Raw genomic sequence first — 19,996 nt, forward strand, 5'->3', positions numbered from 1 at the left:
TTCCCTTACCAGCCAAAAATATAGCGTTCGCGGCGGACATCCGCGCCGCCGCGCAGCGTGCCGCTGCCCGGCACGACGCCGGCGGCGACGATGCCGGTGGACACGGCGAACGGCCCCAGCACGTCCAGTTTATGGCCGCGCGCGATCAGGTCGTCACGAACGGCTTGCGGCACGCGATCCTCAATCTCCAGCACGCCCGGTTCATCCTTCTTGATGCCGAAGGAGTTGTGGAAATGGTTGGAGTTGATGCGCGGCGCCTCGATCGCGGCCTGTAGCGGCTGGTCGAAGGCGAGGACGCGGAGCAGGACGTTCATGATCTGCTGATCCTGATTGTCGCCGCCGGGCGTGCCGATCGCCAGATAGGGCGCGCCGTCTTTCAAGACCATGGAGGGCGACAGGGTCGTGCGGGGCCGCTTGCCCGGCGCCAGCACATTGGGGCTGGCGGGATCGAGGTCGAACACGGTCAGCCGGTTGCTCATCGGGACGCCGGTGTCGCCGGCAACATAGGCGCCGCCCAGCATCCAGCCCGAACTGGGCGTGCAGGAAAAGAGATTGCCGTGCCGGTCCACCACCTCGATCGCGGTCGTGTCGGCGGTGGGCTTGGGCGGGGCCTTCAGCATATGGGGGGTGAAGACGGGCGTGGTGCGGACCTTGCCCTCATAGGCCCATGGGTCGCCGAAACGATGCTCCAGCGAGGCTTTAGGCCCGATCTGCTTCGCGCGGGCGGCGGCATAATCCTTGGAGAGGAGGCCCTTCATCGGCACCGTGGCGAAGTCGGGATCGCCGAAATACATGTTGCGATCGTCGAAGGCGAGTTTGATCGATTCCGCCACGGTGTGGAGATAGGGCGCGGACCCCGGCTCCATCGCGGCGATGCCGGCCGCCTCGGCGATGTTCAACGCCATCAGCATGGCCGGACCCTGGCTCCAGAACCCAGCCTTGTACACCTGATAACCGAACAATTTGGTCATTATCGGGGTTTCGATTTTCCCCTTATAGGATGAGAGATCCTCATAGCGCATCAGGCCGCCGTCGCGCGCCATGGCGGCGCCGATGCGGCGGGCGATATCACCTTTGTAGAAAGCGTCGCGCCCCGCCTGGATCGCGGCCTTGCGGTCCTTCGTCTTTGCGAAGGCGGCGCGGTCCGCCTCCGCGATGATGCGCATGGTGCGGGCGAGATTTGGTTGACGGAAGAACTCGCCGGTCCTGGGGGGCTGGCCGCCCGGATAATAGGCGTCATAGGCGTCCTTATATCTGGACGTCGCCTTCTGCTGGCTGACGAAAACCTCCGCCAGAAAATTGTACATGACGAAGCCGTCGGCCAGTTCGATCGCCGGTTGCATCACCTGATCGAGGGTCATCGTGCCGTTAAGCTGGAGCGCCAGTGCCATGGCGTCGACCATGGCGGGCACCGTGCCGCCATTGGGGCCATTGCCGGGGATGACGCCAGCGGCGGCGAATCTGTCCGGCGTGGCGAGGGCGGGGGCGACGCCCTGTCCATTCACCAGCGATATCTTTTTCGTGCCAGCATCATAGATGATGGTGGGTGCTTCGCCGCCAAAGCCGAAATGGGATATTTCCGTCACCGCCGCCGCGAACACGGCCGCGACGCCGGCATCGGTCGCATTGCCGCCCGCCATCAAAATGCGGGTGCCCGCCGCCACCGCATAATGGCGACCGGCCGCCACGATGCCGAACTGGCCGACGATTTCGGGCCGCAATGTTTCGCCCGCGCTGACCAGTCGGGTGGGTTCGATCGCCGGTTTGGATGTCTGTGAGAGGGCGGGTATCGCATCGCCCATCAGGGCTACGCCGCCCGCCGCCAGCGCCGCAAAGTCGCGACGGCTCAACCCCTGCTTGTTGCTGTCGCTCATCCCGTGAACCCCCTGTGGTCAGCATGTCCTGCCCGGCCTGAAGGGAAGGCGCGTGCCTGCCGATACCGGTCATAACGGCCAAGCGGGTCGGGTCCGCCATAGCGCGATCAATTCAGGCGATATTTCGGGAGGTCAGCGGACGGGGGAGCGTCCGGGGATCAGGAGATTGAGCGCCACGGCAATCACCGCCGCCGGCAGGACCCCCGACGACAGCAGGATACGCGCGGCTTCGGGCAAATGGGACAGAGCGTCCGCTTCCAGTTCCAGCCCGATGCCCAGCGACAGAGCGAGGGCGAAGATCATCATGTTGCGCTGAGTCCATTCGACCGCCTGCAACATGGAGAGGGCGGCCGAGGCGACCATGCCGAACATCAGGATGACACCGCCGCCCAGCACCTCGATCGGGATGGTGGTGATGGTCGCGCCGATCTTGGGCACCAATCCGCACAGGATCAGAAACAGGGCGCCGATCGTCACGACATGGCGGCTGACGACGCCGGTGATGGCGATCAGGCCGACATTCTGGCTGAAACTGGTATTGGGCATGGCGCCGAACAGCGCGCCAAAGGCGGTGCCGACGCCGTCCGCCGCCGTCGCGCCGATCAGTTCACGGTCATGCGCCGGGCGCCCGGCATTGCCTTCGCAGATGGCGGACACGTCGGCGATGGATTCGATCGCCGAGATGAAGCCCATCAGGCAGAAGCCCAATATGGCCGAGGCGGAAATCGAGAAGCCGAAATGCAGCGGATCGGGCAGCATGAAGAGGCCGGCCGAGCCGATCGGCGCGAAGGAGACGCGGCCCATTAGGAAGGCGAGAACATAGCCCGCCATCAGGCCGAGCAGGACGGACGCGGTCGACCAGAGGCCCTTCCCGAAAAAGCTGAGGCCCAATGTCGTGACGATCACCACGCCCGCCAGCAGCCAACTCGCGCCCGCGCCATAGGCTGGCGTTCCCTGCGCGGCGACGCCGCCTGCGGCATATTGGATGCCCACCCGCATCAGCGACAGGGCGATCATCAGCACCACCAGTCCCGTCACCAGCGGCGGCAGGGCGAAGCGGATGCGGCCGACAAACTGGCTGACGAAGATGTGGAACAGCCCGCCGAACAGGGCGGCGGCGGTGAGTTCCGCCATCGCCTCCACCCCGCGTCCCGCGCAGATCGGGATGATGACCGGCAGGAAGGCGAAGCTGGTGCCCTGCACCAGCGGCAACCGCGCGCCGACCGGGCCGATGCCGACCGTCTGGAGCAGGGTGGCGACGCCCGCGAACAGCATCGCCATCTGGATCATGTAGATGAGCGCGCCGGGGTCGGCCGATCCATAGCCGAAACCGGCCGCGCCCGCGATAATGATGGCGGGGGTGATGTTGCTGACGAACATCGCCAGCACATGCTGGATGCCCAGCGGGATGGCGATGGCGAAGCCGGGAAAATGATCGGGATCGCGCGCCTGTGCGGCGGTCATGCCGCCCGGCGATACGGGTGGAATGTCCGTAACGGCGAGCGGCGCGCTGCTCATTGCGGCGGCGCCTGTTCGTAGCGGTCCCAATGGCCGAGCAGTTCGTCCACCACTTTCGATCCGACCAGATAGAGGCTTTCCAGCGAGGCGCGCATGCCCGAATAGCCTTCATTTTCCCGCATCAGATTGTCGGCGGCGGACACGCCATCGGGCGGCATGGAATAATTGCTGCCCGACCGCAGCACCATGACCCTGTCCATCTTCGCCCGGCCGACCCGGTCGAGATAGGTCATCGCCTGAAGCGTGCCGGTTTCCTCCATGGCGGAGGTGACGAATTCGCCCTTGCTGCTGGTGGAATAGCGGGTGAAGTCATTGGCCCAATTGTTGAGCAGCTTGCCATGCCAGAAAGTCATGGCCGAAAACTGATCGCCGATCAGGACGAAGGGCGGCTTTTGCGCATTGGGATAGCTGGTGTAGCGCGCCCGTTCCTTCTGAATACCGGCATCGTCCGGGATGGGCGTGTCCTTCGTCAGGGCAAAGGCCCAGTCGACCAGCTTTGGGTTCAGCGCGAAGACCCGGCCCTCGGTGATGGGCGGGCTCTTGTCATGCGGGCCATTTTTGTCGAGCGGGAAGAAGCCGGACGGCCAGTCCTTCGGGATTTCGCGGGCGTCGATTTCATGCACCAGATCGCCGTCCACGCTGTAGCGCGCCCAGGCGGCCGATCCGATCGAGGCATTTTCGGGGTCGATGCCGGCTATGCCCGCGACCAGCCAATAGGATTTCGACAGGTCGAAACGCGGATCGAGGCCCAGCGCCATGGTGGCGGTGGCGGACCGGGCGGTGCCCACGCCCGTCACCATCGCCAATATCTGGCTGTCGGGATTGTAGTAGAGGTCGTGATAGCCCTGCGGGAAGGGGATGCGCGTGTCGAGCTTGCGGCGTTCCTTCCAGAGCTGGAATTCGCCGGGCGCATCGCCGGTGTCGGCGCCGATTTCGAACATGGTGACGATGACCATGCGGACGGGCAGGGGATTGGCGCAGAGTTTCGTTGGCGCGCAGGCCAGCGCGGCATCGACGGCAGGGGCGGCGGCCGAGGCCGCGCTGGCTGTCGCAAGGGAGAGACAGGCGCTGGCGGTCAGAAGCAGGCAGCGGAACGGGGATAAGGTCAAGAACAGGCCTTCCGATAATCAAAAATGGGGGAGCATGGTGTGGCCGCGCTCCCCCTGAACCAATCAGAATTTATAGACGACCGACGCCTGGAAGCTGCGCGGGCGTTCCGGCAGGACGATGGTGCTGCCGAACAATTCGGTGAAGTTGGCGCGGAAATATTTCTCGTTGGTGGCATTTTTGACCACCAGACGCAGCAACACCGGGCCGGTTTCGAACGACGCGCTAAGGTCCGCCGTGGTGTAGGCGGGCAGCTTCACCGCCTGGCTCTGTCCGGAATAGACCGATTCTACGTGGACGATGCTGGCCGAAAGGGCGAGGCCGAAGTCGAAGGCATAGGTGGCGGTCGCCGAATACATATTTTCGGGGATGCCCGCGCGCTTGGAGTCGTTCTTGCTGTTGATCGGCACCAGACCGATCGGCTGGCCACCCAGGAAGAGGGTGGGATCGGTGACGTTGACCAGATCCTCGATGCCAAAGAAGCTGAACAGCGTGCCATCATGCAGTGCCGTCAAATTATAGACATTGGTGTGGGTATAGGCACCGGTGATCAGCAGGTGACGATCCACCGACCAGCGCAGTTCCGCTTCCAGACCCTTGGTCTCGACCGACTGGTTCACGGTAATCGACTGGACATTATAGTCGGTGCGCTTCTGCTTGTAGACCGAGACGGCGGCATAGAGCTTATTGTCCAGCCAACTGCCCTTGAGGCCCGCTTCATAGAGTTTCGAAGCGGAGATATAGGTGCCGGCCAGCACGTCCGTCGGGTAGATTTCGGCGCCCTGTCCCGCGATCACGGTCGATTGCTTGGCGATCGTGCCATAGGGGATGAGGCCGAGGGGCAGCTTGTAATTGGCGCTGGCCGACCAGGACCAGGCGCCCTTGCTGCCGCTGGCATTATTGTTCACCGGGTTGGCATCGGGCGCTTCCAGCTTCGACACGATGTTGGTCGCCTTGACGTCCAGATGGTCGTAGCGGGCGCCCAGCGTCACATCCAGGCCGAAGGCGAAATCGAGATCGGCAAGGCCCGCAAAGGCGAGGTCGGTATAATGGCCGACGACATAATTGGTATAGTCGCAGTCGCACTCGGTCGACAGCAGCCGGTCGGACAAAGCGTCATAGCCGACGGTCAGGTCGACGCGGTTGAAATATTCATAGTTGAAGTCGTCGCCATGCTTATATTTGGTGTAGCGGACCGAGGGCGAGAGCTGGAAGGCGAATTTGCCGGCGCTGCTTTCGAAGGTCTTGGACGCGACGATCTTGTCCTCGAACACCCAGCTGTCATGGAATTGCGAGAAGCCATAGGCATTCTCGTTCATATTCTCATAGCTGTCGTAAAAGGCCTGGTTCTTGAGCTCAAAGCCGCTGTCTGCGGTGTAGATGGCGTCGAAATAGAGCGTCGTGCCGCGGTTGACCAGCCTGTCATCCTTGCCGGTCAGGACATTGCGGCGGCTGAGCTTGGTGGTGCCGGTGTTGGTCAGGTTCATCGCGCTGTAGGGTGAACCGGTAAAGCAGGCATCGGTGATTGATGAGGCGAATACGCCACCGCCACACTGAAAACCGCCAAAAACGGAAAAGCCACCGGGGATGACCGAGGTAAATTCCTGCTGCGACAACTGGCCATCGCCATTGGTGTCGAGCGGCTTGGCCTGACCGGTGATATAGGTGCCGTCATTGACCAGAGCCTGGGTAAGGCGGTTCCAGCCACCATTTTGCTGACCTTTGTAGTTCTGATACTGGCCGCCCCATTCGATGCGGACATGATCGGACAGATCGGTGTCAAACGATCCCTGAAGGATCGTCTGCTTGGTCCACATATTGTTGTAGTAGCTGCCGTCATCTTCATATTGGCCGAACAGGCTGTAGCCGAATTCCTGTTCGCCGATCTTCAGCGGGCCGGAGATATTGCCCTTCACGACATTCATGTCCCAGCTGCCGCGGGTGTAGCTGAGTTCGCCCGATGCCTTGTCGCGCAGCTTGCCATCGGCGACGCGCGCGGATTTCGGCACGAAGTTCATATAGCCGCCGGTCTTGGACGGGCCATAGATGGGCGAAGCGGGGCCGCGCACGATGTCGATGCGGTCCGACGCGCCGATGGGCGTGGGATAGTTGCCCGGATTGTCGAGCCGGCGCATGCCGCGAAAATAGACTTCGCCGGGCGTGCCGCGAATGTCGAGCGCGCCGCCGACGCCGAAGAAGCTGTTGGTGAAGGTGCCCGGCGCCTGCGCGACCAGATCATAAATGTCGGTAATGCCGAAGCGTTCGATCTGCTCGCTGGAAATGGTGGAGGCGGAGCGCGGCGTTTCCAGGATGGTCTTGTCGAAGCCGAAGATGGAGCCGACATTCTTGACCGGCAGCGCGTCGAGCGCGCCGGTCACGACGATTTCGGCGTCTCCCGGCGCATCGCCGGGTTCGGGCGTCTGCGCCCATGCGGCGGAACTCAGCGCCGTGCAGGACAATAGCGCCAGTCCCAGCGCTGCGTTGCGGCCATGCCGCGATGCAGCGCCAAATGATTTGCGACCAGAAACTTTATAATTCGGCATCTTATACCCCCTTTTAAAGGCGGCGAAGCGCAAATCCCCACAGCTCCGCCAGCCGGTTTTCCCTGCTGCCTGCCTCTCCCATGACAAATTGAAATGCTGCGATGCACCAAACTAATATTTTAGACGCATCGCTGCAAAGAAAATGTCTTATATTCTCGACTATCTTCCAGATTTTGGACCGGCCATGATCATGGCTTTGCCATTTTGGTCATGGCCGGAACGGTAACATCTTCAAAAATCTTATATTCTTCTTCCAGTTGTAGCTGGAGCGCGGCCTTGGCGCTGCGCCGGACGAGCGCGCGGCAGGCCGGTGCAGCAACTGTGGCGCACGCCGTCACCTGCGTTCCGACCTGTCCGTTGGCCCAAAGGCTGTCGCCTGCGACGAAGGCCTGTTCCAGACTGGTGCGCGCCATCTGCTTGAGGTCGGCATAGGACAGGCCCTGTTCCCGCGCGGCGCGCAGATATTCGTTGGTCATGTCGGTGCGCAAAATGCCCTGATCGTCGGTCGAGAGCATCACCGGCACCCCCATTTGCCGGTAGAGGCGCAGCGGGTGCGCATCGCCCTTCACGCCCAGGATGATGTCATTGCTGCTGAGGTTGATTTCCACCCCGACATGGTTGCGCGCCATGCGCTGCAAGGTGCCCGTCGCATCGTCCTCATAGGCGATAGCAGTGCCATGGCCGATCCGTTCCGCGCCCGCATCCAGCGCCTTGGCGATATGGTCGCGCAGCGCGGCAGGCGGCACCAGTCCGAAGGCGAGTTCGCCTGCGTGCAGCGTGCGATGGACACGCGGATAGCGTTCGCCGAGGAAGCGGATCATCGCCATGTGCAGATCATAGTCGCGCAGGGCGATTACCCAGTCTTCGGGCTGGACGATATTGATGCCGACATAGCGCGGATCGCGATCGGCCAGCGCGAAGGCGAGAATCAGCGAGGTGAAGACCTGCGCGGGCGGCAGGTCGCGCCAGCCCCAGGCAAGATAGCGGGTGGGGACGCGGCAGCCCGGATCGGGCTTTGCGCCGTCGCAGGCCATGGCTTTGCGCGCGGCGGCTTCATGGGAATCCAGTTCGGCGATGGCGCGATCAATGATCGGCTTCGTATCGCGCATCGTCCGGTCGTAAAAGGCGGCAAGGGTTGTGGCGTCCAACGGCGTGTCGGTCGCTCCCAGCGTCGCGGCGATCAGCGCGGCGGGATTGTGGGTCAGTTCGACATAGGCGACCCGATCTCCCGCTGCGACCTGCCGAGCGACGACCATGCTGCCGACTTCGGTTTCCGCTGTGTCTGGTCCAAAGCGGTCGAAGCTGGAGAAGAACTGGGTGTGGCCCGACGCGTCGTTGGCGCCTACGCCCCGTTGCAAGCCGCGCGTCGACATGGCGTCGATCAGCTTGCCGAAGGCGAAGGGGCTGCGTTCGCCCAGATGCTTTAACCGCCGATCGTCGGGGCAGGGCGGCGCGACAATGGCGGTGCCGCCTTCATCGACGCAAAGATCGGTCTTGGCGGCCCAGCGCAGATAATCTTCGGCATAGGGGGTGCCGCCCAAATGATTGTGCAGGTCGCCGCCCTTGGGCATGGCCTTCAGAAAGACGCGCAGCGCAGGCGGGCTGTCCAGCAGCTTGTCGAACAGCGCCGATGCGGCCGCTTCGCCCGATTGCGCCTGTGCGGTCGCCGGCGACAGGGCGGCAAGGGAAGTAAAGAGAGCCAGCCCTGTTTTCACTGGGGATCGGCTCCCGGCACATGGTCCTGATATATGTCCCAATGGGTCAGAAGTTCGTGCACCACCGGCACGCCGACGCGATAATTGGCTTCGAATGAGGCGATCTGGCCTGCGCCTTCATCGGCCACGCTCTCCACGGCCGATCGGCCCGGCGGCGGCATGGACGGGTTGCTGCCGGTGCGCAGCACCAGCACGCGCGCCGGATCCACCAGCCCCTGTTTTGCAGCGATCGCCATGGTTCCGGCCAGCGACTGGCTTTCCATATTGGTCATGGCAAAGCGGCCCTTGCCGCCGGTCCACAGCTTCACCCAGTCGCGCGCCCATTGGGTGCGGCCGGGGCCATGCCAGTAGCGCACCGATCCCAGCGTCTCGCCCATCAGCACGAAGGGCGGCTTTTGCGCATTGGGATAGCCTTTCCACGCGGCGCGGGCCTTTTGCAGTGCCGGGCTGTCGGGAATGACCACATCCTTGGTGCGGTCATAGGCCCATTGCGCCAGACTCTGGTTGAGCTTCACCGACATGGCGAGTTTGCCCGTGTCAGTGAAGCCGGCGAAATTCTCGGTATTGGCAGGTAGCTTGTTCGGAGCGTCCGCACCGATCGCGAACAGGCCATAGGGCCAGTCCTTGGGCACTTCGCGGTCGTCAAATTCGCGCAGCGTGTCCCCCTGCACCACCCAGCGCGACCAGGCGGCGCTGCCGACGGAGGCGAGTTCGGGGTCGACGCCGGAAATGCCGGTGAACAGCCAATAGGTCTTGCTGAAGTCGAAGCGCGGATCGAGCAGCAGGCTCATCAACTGTTCGGCAACCCCGCCCAGCATCGTGTCCGGGCTGCCCCAGCACATGCCATAAAGGCCGTCGGCATTGCGCCGCAGCGGATGGAGTGCGCCCTTGATAGGGATCACTTCGTCCAGATGTTCGCGTTCGGCCCAGAACTGGAATTCGCCCGGCGCATCGCCCTTATCCTCGCCCGGTTCGAAATTGGCGACGACGATCACTTTGACCGGGATCGGCTTCGTACTCGGCAAGGCCGGGACTGGCGGTTCCGCGCTGGAGGCGGCGGAAGGCGCGAGCATGGCGACAGCCGTAGCGAAGGCCAGTACCGCCTTTTTCCCGGACCCTTCCCCCATAAATGCCACGCGCCCCCCGAAATTTACCCTGTGGTGCGAGTAGGGGCTTGACCTGATGCGATCAAACGCAATGAATCCTACAGAGTGTTGCAAAAAATAGGGTGGGTTCATGCCGGCATTTTCGCGCTTTCTGCGCTACTTCATGGCTGTCGGACGGTTGGGGTCGATCCGTAAGGCCGCGGACGAACTCAACATCTCCGCCTCCGCGATCGATCGGCAGATTTTGAATGTCGAGGCGGACCTGGGCATGCCGCTGTTCGAGCGTCTGCCGACCGGCCTGCGACTGACGGCGGCTGGGGAGATCATGATGGCGGCCGGCGGTCGCTGGCAAAAGAACCTGACCGATGTGCGCGCCCAGATAGAGGATCTGCGCGGGCTGAAGCGGGGGCATGTCGATATCGCCATCATCGACGCGCTGGCCAAGGGCTATATCCCCGGCGCCATCCGCGCGATCCAGAGCCGCTATCCGGGCATCACCATCGGCGTGCAGGTGCTGGAAAATGATCGGGTCCGCGACGCGATCGCCAGTGGGGAGGTGGATTTCGGCATCCTGTTCGAACCGCAATCCTATCGCGACCTGACCGTGCGTTCCTTTGTCGAGGTGAGGTTGGGCTTCATCACCCCTGCGGGCCATCCGTTCGGCGACCAGCGCGAGGCGCGCTTTTCCGCCTGTGCCGGATCGCCGCTGATCGTGCCGGCCGAACCGCTGGCCGTATGCCAGCAGATCGCGGTGCTGGAAGGGACCAGCGGCCTGCATATCGATCGCAGCGCGACGTCTGACAATATCCAGATGATCACGTCGCTGGTGTTGCAGGGCGTGGGCATCGGCATTCTCACCTCGCTCGACGTGATTACGGAGGTGCAGCGCGGCCTGCTGTCCTTCACCCGCATTTCCGATCCGATCCTGCGCCCGATGACGCTGGCGCTGTGCACGGCGGCGACGCGCACGCCATCCTATGCGGCGGGGATCGTGCTGGGCGAGATCGAGAGCGGGTTCGCGCAATTAAGCTATCCTGCCTCGATCGAGAGGGCCGACATCTGATCCGCGCTGCCACCGATTGCCCCCTTGGCCCGGGCAGGATAATCGGCAAGTTTGTCTCTATTCCCGCCAACTGGATTCGCGTTTCATGAGCAGCACCGAAGAACCCGAACTTTTCTACATCGCCTATGACGCCTTCCTTGCCGATGTGCAGACGGTCGCGCGGCAGGTGGGCGGCGGCGACTGGACGCCCGATTTCATCATCGGCATCGGGCGCGGCGGGCTGGTGCCGGCGGTCTATATCTCGCACCAGTTGAAGCTGCCGATGCTGTCGATCGACCATAGCTCGAAAGTGCCGGGCTTTGCTGACGAACTGCTGGGGAAGGTCGCGGCCAAGAGTGCGGCGGGCGTCAAGCTGCTGTTCGTCGACGATATCAATGATAGCGGCGGCACGATCGATTATATCCGCCACCTTCTGCGCGACAATGGTTGCGACCAGGACAATCTGCGCTTCGCGGTGCTGATGAACAACAGCCGGTCGCGCCAGACGGTGGATTATTGGGCGAGCATGATTGATCGCGACAGCGACAAGCGCTGGTTCGTCTTCCCCTGGGAATCGGTCGGCACGAACGACGATATCGTGGAAGAGGCGCTGTCGGTGCCCGAGAGGCTGTCCTGAGCATGGACGTGCTTGGCCGCGACGGGCGGATGCGCATCTGTGTGTTCCTTGGTTCGTCGCCGGGGCGCTCGCCCATCTATCGGGAGGCGGCGGAAGCGTTTGGCACGTTGCTGGCCAAGCGGGGCATTGGCCTGGTCTATGGCGGCGGCACCGTCGGCCTGATGGGCGTGGTGGCCGATGCGGCCTGCGCGGCGGGCGGCGAGGTAATCGGCGTCATCCCCGAAGCGCTGCGCGCGCGCGAACATGATCATCAGGGGATCAGCGAATTGCATGTCGTGCAGACCATGCATGAGCGCAAGGCGCTGATGGCCAAGCTGGCTGACGGTTTCGTGACCCTGCCGGGCGGGATCGGCACCTTTGAAGAGATGTTCGAGGCCTGGTGCTGGTCGCAGCTTGGCTATCATGCCAAGCCGGTCGGGATGCTGGACGTTAACGGCTTTTACAGCGGCATGTCGGGCTTCATCGACCATGTCGTGACCGAAGGGTTCCTGAAGCCCGAACATCGCGCCATGCTGCTGGTGGAGAAGGACCCGGAAGTGATGCTCGACCGGATCGCGCAATATCTGCCACCCCGGACCGAACATTGGCTGGGCGATAATGATGTATGAAGTGGCAACACCGAAGCGCTATTCCGGCTTTTAAAACCCCCGTTCGCCCTGAGCCTGTCGAAGGGCGCGTAAGGTACATGCCTATCGCGCGTGCTTCGACAGGCTCAGCACGAACGGCTCTAGTTTAGCGTTTCTTCGACATACATGTCCAGCCGCTCCAGATGGGCGGCGACGGTCGGTTCGGGCAGGAAGGAACCGGTGAAGCTGTTGCGCGCCAGCGTGGCCAGTGCGGCGCGGTCCAGGCCCCGTGCCGCTGCGATCGCGCGATAATTGTCGCCGACATAGCCGCCGAAATAGGCGGGGTCGTCCGAATTGACGGTCGCCTTGAGGCCGGCCGCCAGCATCCGGTCGATAGGATGATCCTCGATCGCGTCGATGACGCAGAGCTTGAGGTTGGATAAAGGGCAGACGGTCAGCGTCATGCCTTCGCGCGCGAGGCGTTCGACCAGCGCCATATCCTCCAGCGCGCGATTGCCATGGTCGATCCGGTCGACCTTCAGCACGTCCAGCGCTTGTATGACATAGGCGGGCGGGCCTTCTTCCCCGGCATGGGCGACGAGGCGCAGGCCCCGGTCGGCGGCAGCGGCGAATACGCACGCGAATTTTTCGGGCGGATGGCCCATTTCCGAGGAGTCGAGGCCGACGGCCGCGATCCGGTCAAGCCAAGGTTCCGCCATCGCCAGCGTTGCAAAGGCGGCGTCTTCGCTCAGATGGCGCAGGAAGCTGAGGATCAGGCTGCTGCTGATGCCCAGCCGGGTTTCGGCTTCGGCACAGGCGGACAGCAGGCCTTCGATCACTTCCGCGAAGGGGACACCGCGATCGGTGTGGGTCTGCGGATCGAACATGATTTCGGCATGGACTACGCCATCGGCGGCGGCCCGTTCGAAATAGGCGGCGGCCAGATCATGGAAATCCTGCCGCGTCCGCAGCACGTCCGCCCCGGCATAATAGATGTCGAGGAAATCCTGGAGATTGCCGAAGGCATAGGCGGCGCGCACTTCCTCCACACTGGCATAGGGAATGGTCACGCCATTGCGCCGTGCCAGGGCGAACATGAGTTCGGGCTCCAGGCTTCCTTCGATATGCAGATGGAGTTCGGCCTTGGGCAGGCCGGTGATGAAAGCGTCGAGATCGGTCATGGCGCGACTTTAGACAGGGACGGCGGCGCCCGCAAATGCAATCCCGGCCATGGCCCGTTGCCGCAAAGTGCGCATCAGGCGATCGTACGGACCCAATCGGGCAGGTCGCCAAGGCGCTCCAGCAGGCGGAACCGGGCATGATCGTCGGGTACGCGGCCCATTTCATGCGCCCAGGCGCCCTCCTGCGGGATATAGGCGGCCCAGGCGCCCGCCTCCAGCGCGGGGTTGATGTCCGACCGCAGCGAATCGCCGGCCATCACGGCTTCTTCCGCCGCGACGCCATATTGAGCGAAGATACGAGTGAAGGTTTCGGGCTTCTTGTCGCTGACGATCTCTATGCCGCTGAACAAATCGCCCAGGCCCGACGCCGCCAGCTTGCTTTCCTGGTGCAGCAGGTCGCCCTTCGTCACCAGGACCACCCGGCCGATATCCGACAGCGCCTCAAGCGTTTCGTGGACATCGTCGAACAGTTCGACCGGATGCGCCAGAAGTGTACGTCCGGCGGCGAGAATATCGGTCACCAGCGATTTGGAGAGATTGTCCCCGGCCAGTTCCACCGCCGTCTCGATCATCGACAGGGTGAAGCCCTTGGCGCCATAGCCGTAAAGCTTGAGGTTGCGCGTTTCGCAGGTGATCAGCCGGTCGCGCGTGACATGATCATCGGCAAAGGGCTGGAGCATCGCCACCAGCGCTTCCTCGGTCGCGTTGAAGTGGCGCATATTGTGCCAGAGCGTGTCGTCGGCATCGAGGCAGATCAGCTTGATCGTCATAGTCTTTCCATCATGTGCGACCGGTGCGGGCGCCCATGACATAGGTGCCCGCAATTGCCCGGTCGTCCCCCAATATCTGCAACGCGAAAAGCCGTTCGGCAAGGTCTGCGCCGGCAGTTCGTCGTGCGAGAAGTGGCGTTGCGGCCGGGTCCAGCACGATGAAGTCAGCCTCCTGCCCGGGCATCAGCCCGCCGACCTTGTCTTCGATATGCAGCAGCGCCGCGCTGCCTGCGGTGGCGAGGTAAAGCGCCCGGAACGGATCGAGCCGATGGCCACGCATCAACCCGGCCTGATAGGCGACGCCAGCGGTGTGCAGCATGGAGAAGCTGGTGCCCGCGCCGACATCGGTGCCGAGGCCGAGTTTCAGGCCGTGGCGGTACGCCTGACTGAAATCGAAGAAGCCTGATCCCAGGAACAGGTTGGAGGTCGGGCAGACCGCTATGCCTGCGCCGCTTTCCTGCATGCGAGCGCAGGCGCGGTCGGACAGATGGACACCATGGGCGAAGACGGATCGGTCGCCGACAAGCCCGAAACGGTCATAGGCGTCGAGATAGTCGGCGGCATCCGGGAAGCGCGCGGCGACAGCCGCACATTCCCGTTCATTTTCGGCCAGATGGGTGTGCAGCAGCACGTCGGGATAGTCCGCCAGTAGCGTGCCTGCGACCCGGAGTTGTTCGTCCGAGGAGGTCAGGGCGAAGCGGGGCGTCACCGCATAGCCGAGGCGCCCCCTGCCGCGCCAATGGCGGATCAGGGTGTCGCTCTCCGTTCGGGCGCTGTCGGGCGTATCGGCCAGACCATCGGGGCCAAGGTCCATCAATATCTTGCCGGATATGATGCGCATGTTGCGGGCCAGCGCGGCCTCGAACAGGGCGTCGACCGAATGGGCGTGGACGGTGGGGAAAACGAGCGCGCTGGTGGTGCCATTGCGCAGCAGTTCGTCAAGGAACAGCCCAGCGACCTGATCGGCATGGGCGCGATCGGCGAAGGCCTTTTCCGCCGGGAAGATATGCCGATCGAGCCAGTCGAGCAGTTGTTCGCCATGGGAGGCGATCCGGTCCATCTGCGGATAATGGATATGGGCGTCGATGAAGCCGGGGACGATCAGGCCCGGCAGCGTTTCGACCGGGATATCGGGATAGCGCGGCGCAAGATCGGCATAGGCGCCGCGCGCAACGACGATGCCGTTTTCTACCAGCAGCAGCCCGTCGGGATCGTGGCGGATCGCATCGCTATTGAACAGCGGATCATGCGGTACGGACAGGATTTCGCCGCGAAAGGCCTGGACGGTCATGGGCGCTCCAGTTGTAAAAGTTGGGCCAGCGCCGCGATGGCGATAACGTCCGGTTCCTTGCCAGCCACGCCCGCGACGCCGATCGGGCAGGTCAGGCGCGCGCGGGCCGTGTCGGGCAGGCCGTCCCGTTCCAGCCGGCTGTGGAAGCGGGCGCGCTTGGTCAGCGATCCGATCAGGCCGACAAAGGCGATCGGCGGGCGGCGCAAGGCTGCACTGGTCAAGAGATAATCGAGCGCATGGTCATGCGTCAGGATCAGCATCGCGGCGGCGTCCGGCGCTTCGGCGACGCATTGGGCGATCGCATCTTCCGGCACGATAGCGACGCCATCGATCGTCTCGAACAAAGGGCGCGTGTCGAACCAGGCGAGGCGGAAGGGGAGCTGCTGGACATGGCGGGCGATCGCCTGACCGACATGCCCCGCCCCGAACAGATAGAGCGGGCGGCGGCGCTGGCCGATAATCTCGGCGAAAGTCATGCCCTCCCGTGGCCGGTCGCCGCGCGCGGACAGGAGGGTGGGTGCGGCCTGCGTGCTGACATGGCGCTTGATCCGGCCGGAATGCAGCGCGGACACCAGCACCCGCTCTTCCGCCGCGTCCGCCAGCCAGTCGAGTGCGGCCGGATCGAGATGTTCGATCAGCACCCGCACCCGCCCGCCGCAGCATTGGCCGAGCAAGGGGCCAAGCGGATAATCCTGCACTCGCCAACTGCCTGGAGGCAGCGCCAATATAGCATGGGCCTGCTCGATCGCCCGATGTTCCAGCTGCCCGCCGCCGATCGTGCCGAACAGGCGATCCGCGCTGACCAGCATGCGCGTGCCCGCACCACGCGGGGCCGATCCTTCGCTCGCCAGCACGCTGACCAGTGCCGCCGGTTCCTGCGTCGCCACGTCCCGCACCCATGTCAGCCATTCACTCATGCAGCGCGGTGGCTCGCAATGGCGTGCAAGATTCGTTCGGGCGTGGCCGGCGCGTCGAGCGGAGGCAGACTGCGCTTGTCCGGCGCAGTGGCGGCGATCGCCTGATTGAGCGCGGAAAAGACCGAGTTGGCCAGCATGAAGGGCGGCTCGCCCACCGCCTTGGACCGGTTGATGGTCGGCTGTACATTTTCGCCGTCCCACAGGCGGATCGACAGATGGCGGGGCCGGTCCGATGCGGTCGGGATCTTGTAGGTGGCGGGGGAGTGGGTCAGCAATCGACCCTTGTCGTCCCACACCAGTTCTTCGGTGGTGAGCCAGCCTTGCCCCTGCAGGAAACCGCCCTCAATCTGGCCGATATCGATGATGGGGTTCAGCGACTTGCCGACATCATGCAGGATATCGACCGCCAGCACCTTATGCTCGCCCGTCAGCGTGTCGATCGCGACTTCCGCGACGGCCGCGCCATAGGCGAAATAATAGAAGGGCCGCCCCTTATGCGTGGCGCGGTCATAGGCGATGTCGGGCGTGGCATAATAGCCGGTCGAGGAGAGCGAGATGCGGCCCATATGCGCCTTGCGGCAGAGCGTGCCGAAGTCGAGGCACTCGCTGCCGATCTGCACGCCGTCCGGCGTGAAGAGGACGGCTACTTCCTCGCAGCCGAAGCTGCGCGCGGCGAAAGCGGTCAGCCGGTCGCGGATCGTCATCGCCGCATTATAGGCGGCCATGCCGTTCAGGTCCGCACCCGAAGACGCTGCCGTTGCGGAGGTGTTGGGCACCTTGTCGGTGCGGGTCGCGGTGATGCGGACCTGTCCGACTGGCAGGGCGAACACATCGGCCACGACTTGCGCGACCTTGATATAGAGGCCCTGGCCCATTTCGGTGCCGCCATGATTGATCTGGATGCTGCCATCGGCATAGACATGGACCAGCGCGCCGGCCTGATTGAGGTGGGTGGTGGTGAAGCTGATGCCGAAGCGGACCGGGGTCAGCGCGATCCCCTTTTTCAGGACTGGATTGGCCGCATTGAAGGCAGCGATAGCCTCTCGCCGTGCATCATAGCGAGAGTCGGTGCGTAGCCGGTCGATCAGTTGCGGGGCGATATTGTCGGTGATCGTCATGCCATAGGGCGTGACGTCCCGGCCGGGACCATAGAGATTGGCAATGCGCACGGCGAGCGGGTCCACGCCCAGATGCGCCGCGACATCGTCCATGATCCGCTCGATCGCCAGCATCCCCTGCGGCCCGCCGAACCCGCGAAAGGCTGTGGCCGACACCATATGGGTCTTCAGCCGCTCCGAGGCGATCTCGATATCGGGCAGATGATAGCAATTATCGGCATGGAACATCGCCCGGTCGTTGATCGCGGGCGACAGGTCCACGGTCGCGCCGCAACGGGAGGCAAGGCGGAGTTTGAGGGCGAGAACATGCCCCGCCGCATCGAAGCCGGCCTCATAATCGACGCGGAAATCATGGCGCTTGCCGGTCATCACCATGTCATCGTCGCGGTCGCAGCGGAATTTGGCCGGGCGTCCGGTCTTGTGCGCCACCAGCGCGGCGGCGGCGGCGAAAAGGGCGGCCTGCGTTTCCTTGCCACCGAAAGCACCGCCCATGCGCCGCACCTCGACCATGACGTCGGCGGAAGAGCAATGGAGCATATGGGCGACCAGATGCTGGACTTCGCTGGGATGCTGGGTGGAGCAGAGCAGGTGCATCTGCCCATCCTCGCCCGGCGTGGCGACCGCAACCTGCCCCTCCAGATAGAAATGATCCTGCCCGCCCATGTCGAAGCCGCCGGTCAGGCGCAGCGGCGCGGTTTGCAGCGCTGCATCCGCATCGCCGCGCGCCATATGCTGGGTCGGTTCGATCAGCGATGCGGCGGCGCGCGCTTGTTCGACGGTCAGATGGGCGGGAAGCGGTGCATAGTCGATCTTGCCCAGTCGTGCGGCCCGTCGTGCGGCGCGCTGGCTGGTGGCGGCGACGAGGAAGATGGGCTGCCCGACGAAGAGCACTTCGCCGTCCGCCAGAAGCCGGTCGTCGCCCGCGACCGGGCTGACATCATTGGCGCCGGGAATATCGGCGGCGGTGTAGACCGCGACTACGCCGGGCGCAGCGCGCACGGCCGACAGGTCGACGGCGGTGATGCGCGCATGGGCATGGCTGCTCTGGCCGAAGGCAAGGTGCAGCATGGCCGCCGGTTCGGGTAAGTCGTCGGCATAGCGGGCCAGGCCGCTGACATGGAGCGGCGCGCTGTCATGCGGATTGGACGGTTTGGACAGGACCGGCCAGACGGGATCGCGCTCAGCCATGTTCCGGCTCCAGCGCCAGCAGCGATATCGCCACGCCGGATTCTCGATGCCACAGCCGCCGGAACAGGCTGGCGGCGGCCTCCATCCGATAGGCGGAACTGCCGCGCACATCGCTGAGCGGGCTATAATCCTCCGCCAATGCGGCGATGGCGCTGTCTATGGCCGCTTCGCTGATAAGCTTGCCGATCAGTGTAGCTTCGCAGGCCGCTGCACGGTGGGGCGTGGCCGCCATGCCGCCAAAGGCGATCCGCGCGTCCGCGATCCGGTCGCCATCCATGCGCAGCGATATCGCGCCGCATACCGCCGAAATGTCGCTGTCGAACCGGCGCGACAGCTTGCCGATCAGGATGATGTCGGTCGGTGCCGGGCGGGGCACGAAAAGGCTTTCGACAAATTCGAACGGACGCCGGTCCTGCTGGCCATAGCCAAGGAAATAGTCCTCCAGCGGCATCGTCCGTCGCCCCATGGCGCTGCGCAGCGTCAGCGTCGCGTCCAATGCGATCAGCGCGGGCGGCCCGTCGCCGATCGGCGAGCCATTGGCGATATTGCCGCCGACCGTGCCGGCATTGCGCACCTGCAATCCGCCGATCCGTCGCACCAGTTCGCCCATGTCGGGGTGCAGCCGCGCAAAAGCTGCATGAGCATCGGCATAGCGCACGCCCGCGCCGATGGTCAGTCCATCCGGGCTTTCATCCATCTGCTGCAATTCGGCAACGTCGCCGATGAAGATCAATGTCTCCAGCGTGCGCAGGCCCTTCGTCACCCACAGGCCGACATCGGTGGCGCCTGCCACCAGCCGCGCGTCGGGATGGGCGCTCAGCAGGTCGGCCAGCGCGGCGGTGGTGCGGGGGATGAACCAGCGACGATCGCCATGGCTGCCCGATAGCGTCTCGTCCGATGCCAGTGCCTTGAGCGCCGATATGGTGGCGCTGTCGTCCTGCGGCAGGGAGGGGATGGCTTCTGCCGCCTCCAGGATCGGGCCGTAGCCGGTGCAGCGGCACAGATTGCCCGCCAATATGTCGGCGACGGGAAGGTCATGTCCACTGGCGCCGATGCAGCGCCCCTGCAACGACATGACGAAGCCGGGCGTGCAGAAGCCGCATTGCGAACTTCCGTTTGCGGCCATGCAGGCCTGCAACGGGTTGAGCGCCTTGTCCGAACCCAGACTTTCCACGGTCATCAGCGCCTTGCCATGCAGCATCGGCAGGAAGAGGATGCAGGCATTGACCGCGCGCCAGTTTATCGCGTCGCCGTTCAATGTCCCGGCCAGCACGGTGCAGGCGCCGCAATCCCCCTCGGCGCACCCTTCCTTGGTGCCGGTCCGGCCCATGCGATAGCGCAGATGGTCGAGCAGGGTGGCGGTCGGGTCGACGTCCGCCATCTCCACAATCGCGCCGTCCAGCAGGAAGCGAAGCCCGCTCAT

15 protein-coding genes are annotated in these 19,996 nt (G+C 64.0%); 3 read left to right on the forward strand and 12 right to left on the reverse strand.

Translation table 11 applies throughout. The annotated features are described in order from the left end of the window. Nucleotides 1-5 precede the first annotated feature (5 nt). From BMX92_RS09740 to BMX92_RS09765, 6 genes are all read right to left on the reverse strand, one after another. Entirely contained in the window at nt 6-1,874 is a 1,869-nt protein-coding gene (locus BMX92_RS09740; RefSeq protein ID WP_093015722.1) for a gamma-glutamyltransferase family protein, read from the reverse strand. Between the two features lie 132 nt (nt 1,875-2,006). Further along, complete coding sequence (locus BMX92_RS09745) at nt 2,007-3,392, reverse strand: uracil-xanthine permease family protein (RefSeq protein WP_093015725.1); 1,386 nt, start codon at nt 3,390-3,392, stop codon at nt 2,007-2,009. Further along, nucleotides 3,389-4,501 carry a purine nucleoside permease gene (locus BMX92_RS09750; protein WP_256213353.1) on the reverse strand — a complete coding sequence of 371 codons (1,113 nt, stop codon included), beginning with the start codon at nt 4,499-4,501 and terminating at the stop codon, nt 3,389-3,391. The genes BMX92_RS09745 and BMX92_RS09750 overlap by 4 nt, the downstream gene beginning before the upstream one ends. Nucleotides 4,502-4,564: 63 nt before the next feature. Continuing rightward, complete coding sequence (locus tag BMX92_RS09755; protein WP_093015727.1) at nt 4,565-7,042, reverse strand: TonB-dependent siderophore receptor; 2,478 nt, start codon at nt 7,040-7,042, stop codon at nt 4,565-4,567. A 188-nt stretch (nt 7,043-7,230) separates the two neighbouring features. After that, nucleotides 7,231-8,757, reverse strand: a complete 1,527-nt coding sequence (locus tag BMX92_RS09760; protein WP_093015730.1) for an adenosine deaminase family protein — start codon at nt 8,755-8,757, stop codon at nt 7,231-7,233. Further along, the gene (locus BMX92_RS09765; RefSeq protein ID WP_256213354.1) at nt 8,754-9,830 is read right to left on the reverse strand and encodes a purine-nucleoside phosphorylase; all 1,077 of its coding nucleotides are present in this window, start codon (nt 9,828-9,830) and stop codon (nt 8,754-8,756) included. The genes BMX92_RS09760 and BMX92_RS09765 overlap by 4 nt, the downstream gene beginning before the upstream one ends. A gap of 163 nt (nt 9,831-9,993) precedes the next feature. Here BMX92_RS09765 and BMX92_RS09770 point away from each other — a divergent pair, with 163 nt between their 5' ends. From BMX92_RS09770 to BMX92_RS09780, 3 genes are all read left to right on the forward strand, one after another. Continuing rightward, nucleotides 9,994-10,926, forward strand: coding sequence for a LysR family transcriptional regulator (locus BMX92_RS09770; RefSeq protein WP_093015736.1), 933 nt, complete (start codon nt 9,994-9,996; stop codon nt 10,924-10,926). 85 nt (nt 10,927-11,011) lie between these two features. Next, complete coding sequence (locus tag BMX92_RS09775; RefSeq protein ID WP_093015739.1) at nt 11,012-11,542, forward strand: phosphoribosyltransferase; 531 nt, start codon at nt 11,012-11,014, stop codon at nt 11,540-11,542. Nucleotides 11,543-11,571: 29 nt separating this feature from the next. Further along, the gene (locus tag BMX92_RS09780) at nt 11,572-12,150 is read left to right on the forward strand and encodes an LOG family protein (protein ID WP_093016055.1); all 579 of its coding nucleotides are present in this window, start codon (nt 11,572-11,574) and stop codon (nt 12,148-12,150) included. 119 nt (nt 12,151-12,269) lie between these two features. On the opposite strand, the gene BMX92_RS09785 is transcribed toward BMX92_RS09780, so the two are convergent. The 6 genes from BMX92_RS09785 to xdhA all read right to left on the reverse strand — a co-directional run bounded on the left by BMX92_RS09785 (nt 12,270) and on the right by xdhA (nt 19,996). Further along, nucleotides 12,270-13,289 carry an adenosine deaminase gene (locus BMX92_RS09785; protein ID WP_093015742.1) on the reverse strand — a complete coding sequence of 340 codons (1,020 nt, stop codon included), beginning with the start codon at nt 13,287-13,289 and terminating at the stop codon, nt 12,270-12,272. Between the two features lie 74 nt (nt 13,290-13,363). Then, the gene (locus BMX92_RS09790) at nt 13,364-14,059 is read right to left on the reverse strand and encodes an HAD family hydrolase (protein WP_093015745.1); all 696 of its coding nucleotides are present in this window, start codon (nt 14,057-14,059) and stop codon (nt 13,364-13,366) included. Nucleotides 14,060-14,069: 10 nt separating this feature from the next. Further along, nucleotides 14,070-15,350 (reverse strand): guanine deaminase, encoded by a 1,281-nt coding sequence (gene guaD / locus BMX92_RS09795; protein WP_093015748.1) that lies wholly within the window; start codon nt 15,348-15,350, stop codon nt 14,070-14,072. After that, nucleotides 15,347-16,267, reverse strand: coding sequence for a xanthine dehydrogenase accessory protein XdhC (xdhC, locus tag BMX92_RS09800; RefSeq protein WP_093015751.1), 921 nt, complete (start codon nt 16,265-16,267; stop codon nt 15,347-15,349). Before xdhC ends, guaD begins: the two co-directional genes overlap by 4 nt. After that, nucleotides 16,264-18,573: a xanthine dehydrogenase molybdopterin binding subunit gene (gene xdhB, locus BMX92_RS09805; protein ID WP_093015754.1), complete on the reverse strand. Its 2,310-nt coding sequence runs from the start codon at nt 18,571-18,573 to the stop codon at nt 16,264-16,266. Before xdhB ends, xdhC begins: the two co-directional genes overlap by 4 nt. Beyond that, a complete protein-coding gene (gene xdhA, locus BMX92_RS09810) occupies nt 18,566-19,996 on the reverse strand; it encodes a xanthine dehydrogenase small subunit (RefSeq protein WP_093015757.1) in 1,431 nt (476 codons plus the stop codon). The genes xdhB and xdhA overlap by 8 nt, the downstream gene beginning before the upstream one ends.

The organism is Sphingobium sp. YR768 (genome assembly GCF_900111125.1).
Classification (GTDB): Bacteria; Pseudomonadota; Alphaproteobacteria; order Sphingomonadales; family Sphingomonadaceae; genus Sphingobium.